Genomic DNA, 14511 nt, shown 5'->3' on the forward strand with positions numbered 1-14511 from the left:
TTAACCATAATAAAACAAAATATATACATCACGTCACGAATGGGGATTCACCAATGAAAAGGAACGCGAAAACATTGATCGCGGGAATGGTTGCACTGGCAGTTTCGCAGGCGGCCATGGCGGAGGATATTAAAGTTGCGGTGGTAGGTGCATTGTCCGGTCCGGTTGCCCAGTGGGGTGATATGGAGTTCAACGGCGCGCGCCAGGCAATTAAAGACATCAACGCCAAAGGCGGCATCAAAGGCGACAAACTGGTCGGTGTGGAATATGACGATGCCTGCGACCCGAAACAAGCCGTGGCCGTTGCCAACAAAATTGTGAACGATGGTATTCAGTATGTGATTGGCCATCTCTGCTCTTCCTCCACCCAGCCTGCGTCCGATATCTACGAGGATGAAGGCATTCTGATGATCACGCCTGGCGCCACTAACCCTGAACTGACCCAGCGCGGCTATCAGTACATCATGCGTACCGCAGGGCTCGACTCTTCACAGGGGCCGACCGCGGCGAAGTACATTCTCGAGAGCGTGAAGCCGCAGCGTATCGCCATCATTCACGATAAGCAGCAGTACGGCGAAGGGCTGGCCCGCTCTGTACAGGATGGCCTGAAAAAAGGCGGTGCCAACGTGGTCTTCTTTGACGGCATCACCGCAGGCGAAAAAGACTTCTCCGCACTGCTGGCGCGTCTGCAAAAAGAGAACATCGATTTCGTCTACTACGGCGGGTACTACCCGGAAATGGGGCAGATGCTGCGCCAGGCGCGCGCTATCGGCCTGAAAACCCAGTTTATGGGGCCGGAAGGGGTAGGTAACGCCTCTCTGTCGAACATTGCAGGCGATGCGGGCGAAGGCATGCTGGTGACGATGCCAAAACGCTATGACCAGGATCCGGCGAACAGCGCTATCGTTAACGCCCTGAAAGCCGAGAAGAAAGATGCGAGTGGTCCGTACGTCTGGATCACCTATGCCGCCGTACAGTCTCTGGCTACCGCCATGGATCGTACCGGCAGCAAAGCGCCGCAGGATCTGATTAAAGATTTAAAAGCACACGGGGCTAACACCGTGATTGGGCCGCTGAACTGGGATGAGAAAGGCGATCTGAAGGGATTTGAGTTTGGTGTCTTTAAGTGGCACGCCGACGGTTCATCCTCGGCCGCCAAATAATTATCCCACCGCCCGGCAGGACCGGGCGGGAATAGAAAGGTTACCTTATGTCCGAGCAGTTTCTCTATTTTCTGCAGCAGATGTTTAACGGCGTCACGCTGGGAAGCACCTATGCACTGATCGCCATCGGCTACACGATGGTGTATGGCATTATCGGCATGATCAACTTCGCCCACGGCGAGGTGTACATGATCGGCAGCTATGTCTCCTTTATGATTATCGCCGCGCTGATGATGATGGGCATCGATAGCAGCTGGCTGCTGGTGGCCGCCGGTTTTGTCGGGGCGATTGTCATTGCCAGCGCCTACGGCTGGAGTATCGAACGGGTGGCCTATCGCCCGGTGCGTAGCTCCAAGCGTCTGATTGCGCTGATCTCCGCGATTGGTATGTCCATCTTCCTGCAAAACTACGTCAGCCTCACCGAAGGGTCGCGCGACGTGGCGCTGCCAAGCCTGTTTAACGGTCAGTGGATTGTCGGCGCCAGCGAGAACTTCTCCGCCTCCATCACCACCATGCAGCTGGTGATCTGGGTTGTGACCTTTATTGCGATGCTGGCCCTGACGCTGTTTATCCGCTACTCCCGCATGGGCCGCGCCTGCCGCGCCTGTGCAGAAGATCTGAAAATGGCGAGCCTGCTCGGTATCAACACCGACCGCGTGATTGCCCTGACCTTCGTGATTGGTGCGGCGATGGCGGCGGTGGCGGGTGTGCTGCTCGGCCAGTTCTACGGCGTGATCAACCCGTACATCGGCTTTATGGCCGGGATGAAAGCCTTCACCGCGGCGGTACTGGGCGGAATCGGCAGTATTCCGGGCGCGATGATCGGCGGCCTGATTCTGGGCGTGGCCGAAGCGCTCTCCTCGGCCTATCTGAGTACCGAATATAAAGATGTGGTGTCGTTTGCCCTGCTGATTCTGGTTCTGCTGGTCATGCCTACCGGTATTCTGGGTCGTCCGGAGGTAGAGAAAGTATGAAACCGATGCATTTTGCTATGGCACTGCTCTCTGCGGCGATGTTCTTCGTGCTGGCGGCGGTCTTTATGGGCGTTCAGCTGGAGCTGAGCGGCACTAAGCTGGTGGTGGATTCCGCGTCGGATATCCGCTGGCAGTGGGTCTTTGTTGGCACCGCGGTGGTCTTCTTCTTCCAGCTGCTGCGTCCGGTTTTCCAGAAGACGTTGAAAAGCGTCTCCGGGCCGAAGTTCGTTCTGCCGGCTATCGACGGCTCAACCGTTAAACAGAAGCTGTTCCTTGTGGCGCTGCTGGTGGCGGCCGTGGCGTGGCCCTTCGTGGTCTCGCGCGGGACGGTGGATATCGCCACCCTGACCATGATTTATGTGATCCTCGGCCTCGGCCTGAACGTGGTGGTGGGTCTGTCAGGTCTGCTGGTATTGGGCTACGGCGGTTTTTATGCCATCGGCGCCTACACCTTCGCCCTGCTGAACCACTATTACGGCCTCGGCTTCTGGACCTGTCTGCCGCTGGCGGGGCTGGTCTCTGCTGCCGCCGGTTTCCTGCTCGGCTTCCCGGTGCTGCGCCTGCGCGGTGACTATCTGGCGATTGTGACGCTGGGCTTCGGCGAAATCGTCCGTATCTTGCTGCTCAACAATACCGAAGTGACCGGCGGCCCGAACGGTATCAGCCAGATCCCGAAACCGACCTTCTTCGGCCTGGAGTTCAGCCGTTCCGCCCGTGAAGGCGGCTGGGACACCTTCAGCAACTTCTTCGGCGTGAAGTACGACCCGTCCGACCGCGTGATCTGGCTCTATCTGGTGGCGCTGCTGCTGGTGGTTCTCACCCTGTTCGTGATTAACCGCCTGCTGCGTATGCCGCTGGGGCGTGCATGGGAAGCGCTGCGTGAAGATGAGATCGCCTGCCGCTCCCTGGGCCTGAACCCGACCCGCATCAAGCTGACTGCCTTTACCATCAGCGCCGCGTTTGCCGGTTTTGCCGGAACGCTGTTTGCCGCGCGTCAGGGCTTCGTCAGTCCGGAGTCGTTCACCTTTGCGGAATCCGCCTTCGTGCTGGCGATTGTGGTGCTGGGCGGGATGGGCTCGCAGTTCGCGGTGATTCTCGCGGCCATCCTGCTGGTGGTCTCCCGTGAATTGATGCGCGACTTTAACGAATACAGCATGCTGATGCTGGGTGGTTTGATGGTGCTGATGATGATCTGGCGTCCGCAGGGTCTGCTGCCGATGACCCGTCCGCAGCTGAAGCTGAAGAACGGGCAGACAAAAGGAGAGCAGGCATGAGTCAGCCATTATTATCCGTTAACGGCCTGATGATGCGTTTTGGCGGCCTGCTGGCGGTCAACAATGTCTCTTTGGATCTGCATCAAAAAGAGATTGTGTCGCTGATCGGCCCGAACGGTGCCGGTAAGACCACGGTCTTTAACTGCCTGACCGGTTTCTACAAGCCGACGGGCGGCACCATCATGCTGCGCGACCAGCACCTGGAAGGGCTCCCGGGCCAGCAGATTGCCCGCATGGGCGTAGTGCGTACCTTCCAGCACGTGCGTCTGTTCCGTGAGATGACGGTGATCGAGAACCTGCTGGTAGCCCAGCATCAGCAGCTGAAAACCGGGCTCTTCTCCGGCCTGCTGAAAACCCCGGCGTTTCGCCGGGCGCAGGACGAAGCATTAGATCGCGCCGCCACCTGGCTCGATCGTATCGGCCTGCTTCAGCATGCCAACCGCCAGGCGAGCAACCTCGCTTACGGCGATCAGCGTCGTCTGGAGATTATCCGCTGCATGGTGACCCAGCCGGAGATCCTGATGCTCGACGAACCGGCGGCAGGGCTTAACCCGAAAGAGACCAAAGAGCTGGACGAACTGATTGTCGAGCTGCGTAACCATCACGACACCACCATCCTGCTGATTGAGCATGATATGAAGCTGGTGATGGGCATTTCGGATCGTATTTACGTGGTAAACCAGGGGACGCCGCTGGCGAACGGCACGCCGGAAGAGATCCGCAACAACCCGGACGTGATCCGCGCTTACCTGGGTGAGGCATAAGATGGAAAAAGCGATGTTATCTTTTGACAAGGTTAATGCCCACTACGGCAAGATCCAGGCTCTGCACGACGTCAGTCTGCACATCAATCAGGGCGAAATCGTCACCCTGATTGGCGCCAACGGCGCGGGGAAAACCACCCTGCTCGGCACCCTGTGCGGCGACCCGCGCGCCACCAGCGGGCGTATCGTCTTTGACGGTAAAGACATCACCGACTGGCAGACCGCAAAAATCATGCGTGAAGCGGTGGCGATTGTCCCGGAAGGACGGCGCGTCTTCTCCCGCATGACGGTAGAAGAGAACCTGGCGATGGGCGGCTTCTTTGCCGAGCGCGAACAGTTCCAGACCCGCATCAAGCGCGTGTATGACCTCTTCCCGCGCCTGTTTGAACGCCGTATTCAGCGGGCAGGCACCATGTCCGGCGGGGAACAGCAGATGCTGGCGATTGGCCGCGCGCTGATGAGCCAGCCGCGCCTGCTGCTGCTCGACGAACCTTCGCTCGGGCTGGCGCCAATCATCATCCAGCAGATCTTCGACACCATCGAGCAGTTGCGCAGCGAAGGGATGACCATCTTCCTCGTGGAGCAGAACGCCAACCAGGCGCTGAAGCTCGCGGATCGCGGCTACGTGCTGGAGAATGGCCGGGTGGTGCTGGAAGATACCGGCGATGCGCTGCTGGCGAACGAGGCGGTACGGAGCGCATATTTAGGCGGTTGAGCCGTCTGTATTGCCCGGTGGCGCGTAGCGATCCGGGCCTACGGTATCAAGCCGGGTAGGGCGACGCCGCCCCCTGGCTTTTTTGTTTTTTGTACGCTTCAGTTGTACAATTCACTTGTACTTAAAAGGAGGCGCTATGCGTACAATGAACTATAGCGAAGCACGGCAGAATCTTGCTTCAGCGTTGGATTCTGCGGCGACGGGCACGCCCGTGACGATCACGCGTCGTGGCCATAAACCTGCCGTAATTATCAGTGTGGAAGAGTTTGAGCGTTATCAGGCGGCAAAACTGGATGCTGAGTTCGATGCCATTATGGACATACATGGGAACGAAATAAGGGAACTGGCCGATAAATGAATCTGCAATTTATCTCAGCGGAAGAGATAGTCCTGTTTCATGACAAACTTCTGAGCGTCACGCCTGGCGTCGCGGGAATGTCAGATCCAGGCCGTGCTGAAGCGTTGCTCCATCGTGTATTAAACAAATATCAATACGAAGGGGTGACCGATGTGTGGATTCTGGCAGCAATGCATTTGCTGGCAATTTCCCGCGGTCATATCTTCAATGACGGTAATAAACGTACAGCCCTGTTCATCACCCTGCTTTTTCTCAAACGCAACGGCATCTCGCTAAAAGCCAATCCAGATTATGTGGCGATGACGGTTGAAGCTGCTGCGGGTCGCTTATCGCTTGAAGAGATTGTTGAACGTTTACGCCGCTAGTCTCCTTCATATTTCCATCATCCCCCTGACGCCCTGTTGTCATATCTCTGTAAACAAACGGTTATTTTTCTGTAATTCGAGCATGTCATGTTACCTCGCGAGCACAAAACGCGTGATATCGCGCATCCGGCACAATAAGAGAGATGACAATGACATCGTTACGACACACAGCTTTGGGTCTGGCAATGGGTCTGGCTTTTGCGGCTAACGCAATGGCCGTCACCACTATTCCGTTCTGGCATTCCATGGAAGGGGAGTTGGGTAAAGAGGTTGACTCCCTGGCGCAGCGTTTCAACGACAGCCACCCGGATTATAAAATTGTGCCGGTGTACAAAGGCAACTACGAGCAGAGCCTGAGTGCGGGCATTGCCGCGTTCCGTACCGGTAACGCCCCGGCGCTGTTGCAGGTCTATGAGGTGGGCACGGCCACCATGATGGCCTCCAAAGCCATCAAGCCGGTCTATGAGGTGTTTAAAGAGGCGGGTATTAACTTCGATGAATCGCAGTTCGTGCCAACCGTCGCGGGCTATTACACCGATTCTAAATCCGGTCATCTGCTCTCCCAGCCGTTTAACAGCTCCACCCCGGTGCTGTATTACAACAAAGACGCCTTTAAGAAAGCCGGTTTAGATCCGGAGCAGCCGCCGAAAACCTGGCAGGATCTGGCGGAGTACACCGCCAAACTGAAAGCGGCCGGCATGAAGTGCGGCTACGCCAGCGGCTGGCAGGGCTGGATCCAGATCGAGAACTTCAGCGCCTGGCACGGCCAGCCGGTAGCCACCGAGAATAACGGTTTCAACGGCACCAATGCGGTGCTGGAATTCAACAAGCCGGAGCAGGTGAAACACATTACCCTGCTTGCCGAACTGAACAAGAAGGGCGATTTCAGCTACTTCGGACGTAAAGACGAATCCACCGAGAAGTTCTACAGCGGCGACTGCGCCATCACCACCGCCTCGTCCGGCTCGCTGGCGGATATCCGTCACTACGCTAAATTCAACTACGGCGTGGGGATGATGCCATACGACGCCGACTCAAAAGGCGCGCCGCAGAACGCCATCATCGGCGGGGCGAGCCTGTGGGTGATGCAGGGTAAAGATAAGGACACCTACAAGGGCGTGGCGGAGTTCCTCGACTTCCTGGCGAAGCCGGAAAACGCCGCCGAATGGCACCAGAAGACCGGCTACCTGCCGATCACCAAAGCCGCCTATGACCTGACCCGCGAACAGGGCTTCTATGACAAGAACCCAGGGGCAGACATCGCCACGCGCCAGATGCTGAACAAACCACCGTTGCCGTACACCAAAGGGCTGCGCCTGGGCAACATGCCGCAGATCCGTACCGTTGTGGATGAAGAGCTGGAAAGCGTCTGGACCGGCAAGAAAACGCCACAGCAGGCGCTGGATGCGGCAGTCGAGCGCGGAAACCAGCTGCTGCGCCGCTTCGAGCAGTCGACCAAATCGTAAAAAAATGCCCGGTGACGCGTAGCGATCCGGGCCTGGAAGACCGTAGGCCGGGTAAGGCGTAGCCGCCACCCGGCGCTGTTCAGGAACACAACCCTCATGTCCTCATCCCGTCCGGTGTTTCGCTCCCGTTGGCTGCCGTACCTGCTGGTCGCACCGCAACTGGTCATCACCGTAATCTTCTTTATCTGGCCTGCGGGCGAAGCGCTGTGGTACTCGGTGCAGAGCGTTGATCCGTTCGGGCTCTCCAGCCAGTTTGTTGGCCTGGATAACTTCGCTGCCCTGTGGCACGACAGCTACTACATCGACGCCTTCTGGACGACGATCAAATTCAGCGCCCTGGTGACGGTGAGCGGTCTTCTCGCCTCGCTCTTCTTTGCCGCGCTGGTGGATTACGTGGTGCGCGGCAGCCGCTTGTATCAGACGCTGATGCTGCTGCCTTACGCCGTCGCCCCCGCCGTCGCCGCGGTGCTGTGGATCTTCCTGTTTAACCCTGGCCGCGGGCTCATCACCCATTTTCTGGCAGAGTTCGGCTATGACTGGAACCACGCCCAGCACAGCGGCCAGGCGATGTTCCTGGTGGTCTTCGCCTCGGTGTGGAAGCAGATCAGCTACAACTTCCTCTTCTTCTTTGCCGCGCTGCAGTCCATTCCGCGTTCGCTGGTGGAAGCCGCCGCGATTGACGGCGCAGGCCCGATCCGCCGCTTCTTCCGGCTGTCGCTGCCGCTGATCGCCCCGGTGAGTTTCTTCCTGCTGGTGGTCAACCTGGTCTACGCCTTCTTCGACACCTTCCCGGTGATCGACGCCGCCACCGCAGGCGGCCCGGTGCAGGCCACCACCACGCAGATCTATAAGATCTACCGCGAAGGCTTTGCCGGGCTTGATCTCTCGGCCTCTGCCGCCCAGTCGGTGGTGCTGATGTTCCTCGTCATCATCCTCACGGTGGTGCAGTTCCGCTATGTTGAAAGTAAGGTGCGCTACCAATGATTGAGAACCGTCGCGGGCTGACGATTTTCAGCCATACCATGCTGACCCTGGGGATCGTCGTTATCCTGTTCCCGCTGTATGTCGCCTTTGTCGCCGCCACGCTGGACAGAAACGCCATCTTTGAAACCCCAATGACGCTGGTACCGGGTTCGCATCTCTTCGAGAACATGGCGACCATCTGGACCCAGGGCGTGGGGGTCAACAGCGCCCCGTTCTGGCTGATGATGCTCAACAGCTTCATCATGGCGTTCGGTATTACCGTGGGCAAAATCACGGTGTCGATGCTCTCGGCGTTTGCCATCGTCTGGTTCCGCTTTCCGCTGCGTAACCTCTTCTTCTGGATGATCTTCATCACCCTGATGCTGCCGGTGGAGGTGCGTATCTTCCCGACGGTGGAGGTGATCGCCAACCTCGGCATGCTCGACAGCTATGCGGGCTTAACCCTGCCGCTGATGGCCTCGGCCACCGCCACCTTCCTGTTCCGCCAGTTCTTTATGACCCTGCCGGACGAGCTGATTGAGGCCGCGCGCATCGACGGCGCCTCGCCGATGCGCTTTTTCCGCGACATCGTGCTGCCGCTGTCGAGAACCAACCTCGCGGCGCTCTTTGTCATCACCTTTATCTACGGCTGGAACCAGTACCTGTGGCCGCTGCTGATTATCCAGGACGTCAACCTCGGCACCGCCGTGGCGGGCATCAAGGGCATGATTTCAACCGGCGAAGGCACCACCCTCTGGAACCAGGTGATGGCGGCGATGCTGCTCACCCTTATCCCACCCGTAGTCATTGTTTTAGCCATGCAGCGTGCCTTTGTCCGCGGCCTGGTCGATAGCGAGAAATAAGATGGCAGGTTTAAAATTACAGGCAGTGACCAAAAGCTGGGACGGCAAAACCCAGGTGATTCAGCCGCTGACCCTCGACGTGGCGGACGGCGAATTTATCGTGATGGTTGGCCCGTCGGGCTGCGGCAAATCCACCCTGCTGCGCATGGTGGCGGGGCTCGAGCGCGTCACCTCGGGCGATATCTGGATTGACCGCCAGCGCGTGACCGAGATGGAACCCAAAGATCGCGGCATCGCGATGGTGTTTCAGAACTACGCCCTCTATCCGCACATGAGCGTGGAAGAGAACATGGCCTGGGGGCTGAAAATTCGTGGGATGGGCAAAAGCCACATCGACGAGCGCGTCAAAGAGGCGGCGCGCATTCTGGAGCTGGACGGCCTGCTGAAGCGCCGTCCGCGCGAGCTCTCCGGCGGCCAGCGCCAGCGCGTGGCAATGGGCCGTGCCATTGTGCGTGACCCGGCGGTATTCCTCTTCGATGAACCGCTCTCCAACCTCGATGCCAAGCTGCGCGTGCAGATGCGCCTTGAGCTACAGCAGCTGCACCGTCGCCTGAAAACCACCTCTCTGTACGTTACCCACGATCAGGTGGAAGCCATGACCCTCGCCCAGCGGGTGATGGTGATGAATAAAGGTGTGGCCGAGCAGATTGGCACCCCGGTGGAGGTGTATGAAAAGCCCGCCAGCCGCTTTGTGGCGAGCTTTATCGGCAGCCCGGCGATGAACCTGCTGGAAGGGCGCATCAGCACCGCGGGTACCCATTTTGAACTGGAGAGCGGCATGGCGCTGCCGATTAACTGGTACTATCGCGGCTACGCCGGGCGTAAGATGACCCTGGGTATCCGCCCGGAACATATTGCGCTAAGCTCGCAGGCGGAAGGCGGCGTACCGCTGGTAATGGACACCCTGGAGATGCTGGGGGCCGACAACCTGGCGCACGGACGCTGGGGCGAGCAGAAGCTGGTGGTGCGTATGTCACACGAGGAGCGCCCAAAAGCGGGCAGCACGCTATGGCTGCATCTGCCGGAAAATCATCTGCACTTATTTGATGGTGAAACAGGACAACGCATATGAGTAACTGGCCTTATCCCCGCATCGTCGCCCACCGTGGCGGCGGTAAACTGGCACCGGAAAATACCCTGGCGGCCATCGATGTTGGCGCGCGTTACGGTCATACCATGATTGAGTTCGATGCCAAGCTGTCGAAAGACGGGGAGATCTTCCTCCTGCATGACGATAACCTTGAGCGCACCAGCAACGGCTGGGGCGTGGCGGGTGATCTGCCGTGGCGCGATCTGCTGAAGGTGGACGCCGGAAGCTGGTTTAGCGGCGAGTTTAAAGGCGAGCCGCTGCCGCTGCTGACTGAGGTGGCTGACCGCTGTCGTCAACACGGGATGATGGCCAATATCGAAATCAAACCGACCACCGGTACTGGGCCACTCACCGGCAAAGTCATTGCCCTGGCGGCGCGTGAGCTGTGGGCAGGAATGACTCCACCGCTGCTGTCGTCGTTTGAGATTGACGCGCTGGAAGCCGCGCAGGCTGCTGCGCCTGAATTGCCGTGTGGGTTATTGCTGGATGTCTGGCGTGATGACTGGCGCGAGCTGACCAGTCGGCTGGAGTGCGTATCCATTCACCTGAACCATCGCCTGCTGGATGAAGCGCGGGTGAAGGCGATTAAGGCCGCCGGCCTGCATATCCTGGTCTACACCGTCAATCAGCCCCAGCGAGCAGCGGAACTGCTGCGCTGGGGCGTCGATTGTATCTGTACCGATGCGATTGCCCTTATCGGCCCGGACTTTCAGCCCTAAGGGTTATTGAGCATGTCGCCATTCTGCCGCTGCGGCAGCATATGTTGCTGCTGCACGCCGCCGGAGTCGACACTGCCGCCGCTGAGCATCCCGCCGCTGGTATTAGGCAGAACCTGCACCCCCGGCTGGCTCTGCTGAATCCGCTGGGTGTTGTTATCCATCTGCGTTTGCAGGTGCTGCTGCTGAACGCGGGTTTGCGTTTGCAGCTGCTGGTTAAGCATCCCTGTTTGCTGTTGCTGCTGCATCATCATCTGATTTTGCATCCGCTGCTGGCTGGGGTTTTGATACCCCGGCTGGTTAGGGTTGTTCAGGGTGTTGATGGGCTGCGCGAATACGGCAAACGGCAGTAACGCCGCCACAAGAATGAGACGTTTCATGGTCATTCCCTCCATCTGAAGCCTTCTGTAAGTTTATCTCGAATCCGCCATTACGATGATTTTTTAAGAGTTATGAACCAGGCTTAAGCGGGAGCATGAGTCCCTGTACCTGGAGAATAACAATGATGAAACCAACGTTTTTACGCTGGGTGGCGATTGCTGCCCTGACGGCAGGCGGTACGTTTTGCGTGGCAGCGAATCCGCCGGCGGCACCGCCGGTCTCCTATGGTGTGGAAGAGGATGTGTTCCATCCCGTGCGGGCGCAGAAGGGGATGGTCTCCTCAGTGGATGCCCTCGCGACCCAGGTGGGGGTGGATATTCTCAAACAGGGCGGTAATGCGGTGGATGCGGCGGTGGCGGTGGGCTATGCGCTGGCGGTGACGCACCCGCAGGCGGGCAACCTCGGTGGTGGCGGCTTTATGATGCTGTGCACCAAAGATGGCACCACCACGGCGATCGATTTCCGTGAAATGGCGCCCTCCCAGGCCACACGTGACATGTTCCTCGATGACCAGGGCAATGCCGACAGTAAAAAATCCCTCACCTCCCATCTGGCGACCGGTACGCCGGGCACCGTTGCGGGCTTCTCGCTGGCGCTGGATAAATACGGCACCCTGCCGCTGAACAAAGTGGTGCAGCCGGCGATCAAGCTGGCGCGCGACGGCTTTGAGGTCAACGACGCGCTGGCCGACGATCTGAAAACCTACGGCAGCGAAGTGCTCCCCAACCATGAGAACAGCAAAGCGATCTTCTGGAAGGAGGGCGAGCCGCTGAAGAAGGGCGACAAGCTGGTGCAGACGAACCTCGCCAAAAGCCTGGAGATGATTGCGGAGAACGGCCCGGACGCCTTCTATAAAGGGGCGATCGCCGACCAGATTGCCGAAGAGATGAGTAAGAACGGCGGGCTGATCACCAAAGCGGATCTGGCGGAGTACAAGGCGGTGGAGCGCACGCCGATTAGCGGCGACTACCGCGGGTATCAGGTTTACTCCATGCCGCCTCCATCCTCCGGCGGGATCCACATCGTGCAGATCCTCAATATCCTCGAAAACTTCGATCTGCATAAGTTTGGTTTCGGCAGTGCAGACACATTGCAGGTGATGGCCGAGGCGGAAAAATATGCCTACGCCGACCGCTCGGAGTATCTGGGCGACCCGGACTTCGTCAAGGTGCCGTGGCAGGCGCTGACCAATAAAGCCTACGCCAAATCCCTGGCCGATCAGATTGATATCAACAAGGCCAGACCGTCGAGCGAGATCCGCCCCGGCAAACTGGCGCCGTATGAGAGCAACCAGACCACCCACTTCTCGGTGGTGGATAAAGATGGTAACGCAGTGGCGGTGACTTACACCCTCAACACCACCTTTGGGACCGGGATCGTGGCGGGCAACAGCGGCATTCTGCTCAACAACGAGATGGACGACTTCTCCGCCAAGCCGGGCGTGCCGAACGTCTACGGGCTGGTGGGCGGGGATGCCAACGCCGTGGGGCCGAAGAAGCGTCCGCTGTCCTCAATGTCACCAACGATTGTGGTGAAAGATGGCAAAACCTGGCTGGTGACCGGCAGTCCGGGCGGCAGCCGGATTATCACCACCGTACTGCAGATGGTAGTCAACAGCATCGATTTCGGGATGAACGTGGCGGAAGCGACCAACGCCCCGCGCTTCCATCACCAGTGGCTGCCGGATGAGCTGCGGGTGGAGAAGGGCTTTAGCCCGGATACGCTGAAGCTGCTAGAGCAGCGCGGACAAAAAGTGGCGGTGAAAGAGGCGATGGGTAGCACCCAAAGCATTATGGTCGGGCCCGATGGCGCACTGTATGGGGCATCGGATCCGCGCTCGCCAGGCGATTTGACGGCCGGGTATTAAACGGTTTGCCGGGTGGCGGCTCCGCCTTACCCGGTCTACAAGGTTCCGTAGGCCCGGTAAGCGTAGCGCCACCGGGCAATATTCACTTAACCCGCGCCATATAGAGCGCATCGACAAATTCGCCGTCACGCAGGGCGAATCGCTTCCCGGTGCCTTCCACCACAAAGCCGTACTTGCGGTACAGGGCAATGGCAGGCGCGTTGTCGGCAAACACCGTCAGTTCGATACGTTCGATGCGCAGCCAGTTGTCGCACAGGTTGATCATCTCCCGCATCAACGCGCTGCCCGCCCCGCGCCCCTGCACGTCAGCAGAGACGCTGATACCAAAGGTCGCCACGTGGCTGCGTCGGGGGTTTTCCATCACATCCAGCGCCAGATGACCGACAACGTTACCGTCCAGGCAGGCCACCAGATGGCGTCTGCCCGGCTTTTTCATTACCCGTTCCTGCCACATCTCCATCGACGGATGAGGAAGTTGTAGTGTCTGGTGATACACCCCCGGATGGGTATTAAGCAGGCGTAAAGCTTCGGCATCGGCGGCTTCAACGTGGCGTATCACTATCTCACTCATTCCTTCTTCCTCAGTTAGTTAGGTTCCTTTCCAAAATCCGTCAGTTTGAAATGTGAGTCAACAAGCATTTTTTGCAAAAAATCAGTAGACAAGTGCGAATGAGAATGATTATTATTGTCTTGCGTTCAGGGAGTCCACGACGGAAACCTGAAAGCACGACATTGCTCACATTGCTTCCAGTATTATTTTAGCCAGCGTCTCGCTGGCTTTTTTTTGTTTACAGCTTTTGCGAATGCAGGCGATCCGGCATCTCAGCCGGGTTCTCTTTTATCATGCCCACCACGTTGTTCTTCTCCGCGACAGCCGGTAAGACCTCCGCCTGGCCGGAAAAGACGCCGCCTTTTTTGATCGCCAGGGTCCGGTAGAGCAGGGTGCCGGTAATCTGGCCATTTTCGCAGATTTCAATGGCCTCGCTGCTGCACTGACCGATGACCTTACCGTCCACGATCAACTCCCGGCAGGTGATGTTTCCCTCTACATAGCCCCCACGCATGATTTTTATCAGGCTCTCTTTAGAGTCGATATTGCCGTTCAGCTTGCCGTGAACATAGACGTGCCCGCCGGAAACAATATTGCCTTCAAAATGCACATCGCTGGCGATCACGGTGGTGCCATGCTTCTCCACCGCGGTGGGTTCTTTTTCAATGACCGGCGCAGGAGGGAGAATTTCTTGCTTGTCAGTTTCGGTTTTTTTTTGTTTCTTAAACATGAGGTTAACCTGATTAGATAGAAGAGGGAGACCAAAGGCCATTAGGGTTAATGCCGCGAACAGCCACGTCAGGGAGGGGGCATTGAAGCACCAGGCGACCAGGGCGAGCAGCCAGAAGAGAAGTGCGCTATTTAACGCGAGGTATTTTCTGTCCATAGAAAATGAGCGCGACTCCTTTCGCGAGCATGTTAATTTGTCTGCCTTCTTATCCTGGGATTCAGAGGCAGGGTCAAGGTTATGCCCGTTATTTTCGGATTCGATATAGCAATATA

General features: G+C 58.1%; 16 protein-coding genes. 13 read left to right on the forward strand and 3 right to left on the reverse strand.

The window, feature by feature from the left end; translation table 11 throughout:
- Positions 1-53: 53 nt before the first annotated feature.
- The 12 genes from livK to ugpQ all read left to right on the forward strand — a co-directional run bounded on the left by livK (position 54) and on the right by ugpQ (position 10714).
- A complete protein-coding gene (livK, locus tag C3406_RS20855) occupies positions 54-1163 on the forward strand; it encodes a high-affinity branched-chain amino acid ABC transporter substrate-binding protein LivK (protein WP_103177355.1) in 1110 nt (369 codons plus the stop codon).
- Positions 1164-1210: 47 nt separating this feature from the next.
- On the forward strand, positions 1211-2137 hold the full coding sequence (gene livH, locus C3406_RS20860; RefSeq protein ID WP_013099131.1) for a high-affinity branched-chain amino acid ABC transporter permease LivH: 927 nt from the start codon (positions 1211-1213) through the stop codon (positions 2135-2137).
- Positions 2134-3411 (forward strand): branched chain amino acid ABC transporter permease LivM, encoded by a 1278-nt coding sequence (gene livM / locus C3406_RS20865; protein WP_103177354.1) that lies wholly within the window; start codon positions 2134-2136, stop codon positions 3409-3411. Before livH ends, livM begins: the two co-directional genes overlap by 4 nt.
- Positions 3408-4175 (forward strand): high-affinity branched-chain amino acid ABC transporter ATP-binding protein LivG, encoded by a 768-nt coding sequence (gene livG / locus C3406_RS20870; RefSeq protein WP_039032512.1) that lies wholly within the window; start codon positions 3408-3410, stop codon positions 4173-4175. Before livM ends, livG begins: the two co-directional genes overlap by 4 nt.
- Position 4176: 1 nt before the next feature.
- Complete coding sequence (gene livF / locus C3406_RS20875; protein WP_103177352.1) at positions 4177-4890, forward strand: high-affinity branched-chain amino acid ABC transporter ATP-binding protein LivF; 714 nt, start codon at positions 4177-4179, stop codon at positions 4888-4890.
- Positions 4891-5026: 136 nt separating this feature from the next.
- Positions 5027-5248 (forward strand): type II toxin-antitoxin system Phd/YefM family antitoxin, encoded by a 222-nt coding sequence (locus tag C3406_RS20880; protein WP_103824770.1) that lies wholly within the window; start codon positions 5027-5029, stop codon positions 5246-5248.
- On the forward strand, positions 5245-5613 hold the full coding sequence (locus C3406_RS20885; RefSeq protein WP_103824771.1) for a type II toxin-antitoxin system death-on-curing family toxin: 369 nt from the start codon (positions 5245-5247) through the stop codon (positions 5611-5613). Before C3406_RS20880 ends, C3406_RS20885 begins: the two co-directional genes overlap by 4 nt.
- A gap of 149 nt (positions 5614-5762) precedes the next feature.
- Positions 5763-7079 carry a sn-glycerol-3-phosphate ABC transporter substrate-binding protein UgpB gene (gene ugpB / locus C3406_RS20890; RefSeq protein WP_103824772.1) on the forward strand — a complete coding sequence of 439 codons (1317 nt, stop codon included), beginning with the start codon at positions 5763-5765 and terminating at the stop codon, positions 7077-7079.
- A gap of 96 nt (positions 7080-7175) precedes the next feature.
- Complete coding sequence (gene ugpA, locus C3406_RS20895) at positions 7176-8063, forward strand: sn-glycerol-3-phosphate ABC transporter permease UgpA (protein ID WP_103826500.1); 888 nt, start codon at positions 7176-7178, stop codon at positions 8061-8063.
- Positions 8060-8905 (forward strand): sn-glycerol-3-phosphate ABC transporter permease UgpE, encoded by an 846-nt coding sequence (ugpE, locus tag C3406_RS20900; protein WP_103824774.1) that lies wholly within the window; start codon positions 8060-8062, stop codon positions 8903-8905. The genes ugpA and ugpE overlap by 4 nt, the downstream gene beginning before the upstream one ends.
- A gap of 1 nt (position 8906) precedes the next feature.
- On the forward strand, positions 8907-9977 hold the full coding sequence (locus tag C3406_RS20905) for a sn-glycerol-3-phosphate import ATP-binding protein UgpC (RefSeq protein WP_103824775.1): 1071 nt from the start codon (positions 8907-8909) through the stop codon (positions 9975-9977).
- Positions 9974-10714: a glycerophosphodiester phosphodiesterase gene (gene ugpQ / locus C3406_RS20910; protein WP_103824776.1), complete on the forward strand. Its 741-nt coding sequence runs from the start codon at positions 9974-9976 to the stop codon at positions 10712-10714. The genes C3406_RS20905 and ugpQ overlap by 4 nt, the downstream gene beginning before the upstream one ends.
- Here the strand turns inward: ugpQ and C3406_RS20915 are convergent.
- Complete coding sequence (locus tag C3406_RS20915) at positions 10711-11091, reverse strand: DUF2756 family protein (protein ID WP_103824856.1); 381 nt, start codon at positions 11089-11091, stop codon at positions 10711-10713. The genes ugpQ and C3406_RS20915 overlap by 4 nt on opposite strands.
- A 122-nt stretch (positions 11092-11213) precedes the next feature.
- Here C3406_RS20915 and ggt point away from each other — a divergent pair, with 122 nt between their 5' ends.
- On the forward strand, positions 11214-12959 hold the full coding sequence (gene ggt, locus C3406_RS20920) for a gamma-glutamyltransferase (RefSeq protein WP_199183295.1): 1746 nt from the start codon (positions 11214-11216) through the stop codon (positions 12957-12959).
- 82 nt (positions 12960-13041) lie between these two features.
- Here the strand turns inward: ggt and yhhY are convergent, their stop codons facing one another.
- Positions 13042-13530, reverse strand: coding sequence for an N-acetyltransferase (gene yhhY / locus C3406_RS20925; RefSeq protein ID WP_103824777.1), 489 nt, complete (start codon positions 13528-13530; stop codon positions 13042-13044).
- A 217-nt stretch (positions 13531-13747) separates the two neighbouring features.
- Positions 13748-14395, reverse strand: a complete 648-nt coding sequence (locus C3406_RS20930; RefSeq protein WP_103824778.1) for a bactofilin family protein — start codon at positions 14393-14395, stop codon at positions 13748-13750.
- Positions 14396-14511: the final 116 nt, after the last annotated feature.

It is taken from the genome of Leclercia sp. LSNIH8 (assembly GCF_002920195.1).
Taxonomy (GTDB): Bacteria; Pseudomonadota; Gammaproteobacteria; order Enterobacterales; family Enterobacteriaceae; genus Enterobacter.

What these genes read in the sequence shown, in the direction of transcription:
- livF (WP_103177352.1), top strand. Translation starts at nt 4,177, where the DNA reads ATGGAAAAAGCGATGTTATCTTTTGACAAGGTTAATGCCCACTACGGC.
- C3406_RS20880 (WP_103824770.1), top strand. Translation starts at nt 5,027, where the DNA reads ATGCGTACAATGAACTATAGCGAAGCACGGCAGAATCTTGCTTCAGCG.
- livG (WP_039032512.1), top strand. Translation starts at nt 3,408, where the DNA reads ATGAGTCAGCCATTATTATCCGTTAACGGCCTGATGATGCGTTTTGGC.
- livH (WP_013099131.1), top strand. Translation starts at nt 1,211, where the DNA reads ATGTCCGAGCAGTTTCTCTATTTTCTGCAGCAGATGTTTAACGGCGTC.
- livK (WP_103177355.1), top strand. Translation starts at nt 54, where the DNA reads ATGAAAAGGAACGCGAAAACATTGATCGCGGGAATGGTTGCACTGGCA.
- C3406_RS20905 (WP_103824775.1), top strand. Translation starts at nt 8,907, where the DNA reads ATGGCAGGTTTAAAATTACAGGCAGTGACCAAAAGCTGGGACGGCAAA.
- ugpA (WP_103826500.1), top strand. Translation starts at nt 7,176, where the DNA reads ATGTCCTCATCCCGTCCGGTGTTTCGCTCCCGTTGGCTGCCGTACCTG.
- C3406_RS20915 (WP_103824856.1), bottom strand. Translation starts at nt 11,091, where the DNA reads ATGAAACGTCTCATTCTTGTGGCGGCGTTACTGCCGTTTGCCGTATTC.
- ggt (WP_199183295.1), top strand. Translation starts at nt 11,214, where the DNA reads ATGATGAAACCAACGTTTTTACGCTGGGTGGCGATTGCTGCCCTGACG.
- C3406_RS20885 (WP_103824771.1), top strand. Translation starts at nt 5,245, where the DNA reads ATGAATCTGCAATTTATCTCAGCGGAAGAGATAGTCCTGTTTCATGAC.
- livM (WP_103177354.1), top strand. Translation starts at nt 2,134, where the DNA reads ATGAAACCGATGCATTTTGCTATGGCACTGCTCTCTGCGGCGATGTTC.
- yhhY (WP_103824777.1), bottom strand. Translation starts at nt 13,530, where the DNA reads ATGAGTGAGATAGTGATACGCCACGTTGAAGCCGCCGATGCCGAAGCT.
- C3406_RS20930 (WP_103824778.1), bottom strand. Translation starts at nt 14,395, where the DNA reads ATGGACAGAAAATACCTCGCGTTAAATAGCGCACTTCTCTTCTGGCTG.
- ugpE (WP_103824774.1), top strand. Translation starts at nt 8,060, where the DNA reads ATGATTGAGAACCGTCGCGGGCTGACGATTTTCAGCCATACCATGCTG.
- ugpB (WP_103824772.1), top strand. Translation starts at nt 5,763, where the DNA reads ATGACATCGTTACGACACACAGCTTTGGGTCTGGCAATGGGTCTGGCT.
- ugpQ (WP_103824776.1), top strand. Translation starts at nt 9,974, where the DNA reads ATGAGTAACTGGCCTTATCCCCGCATCGTCGCCCACCGTGGCGGCGGT.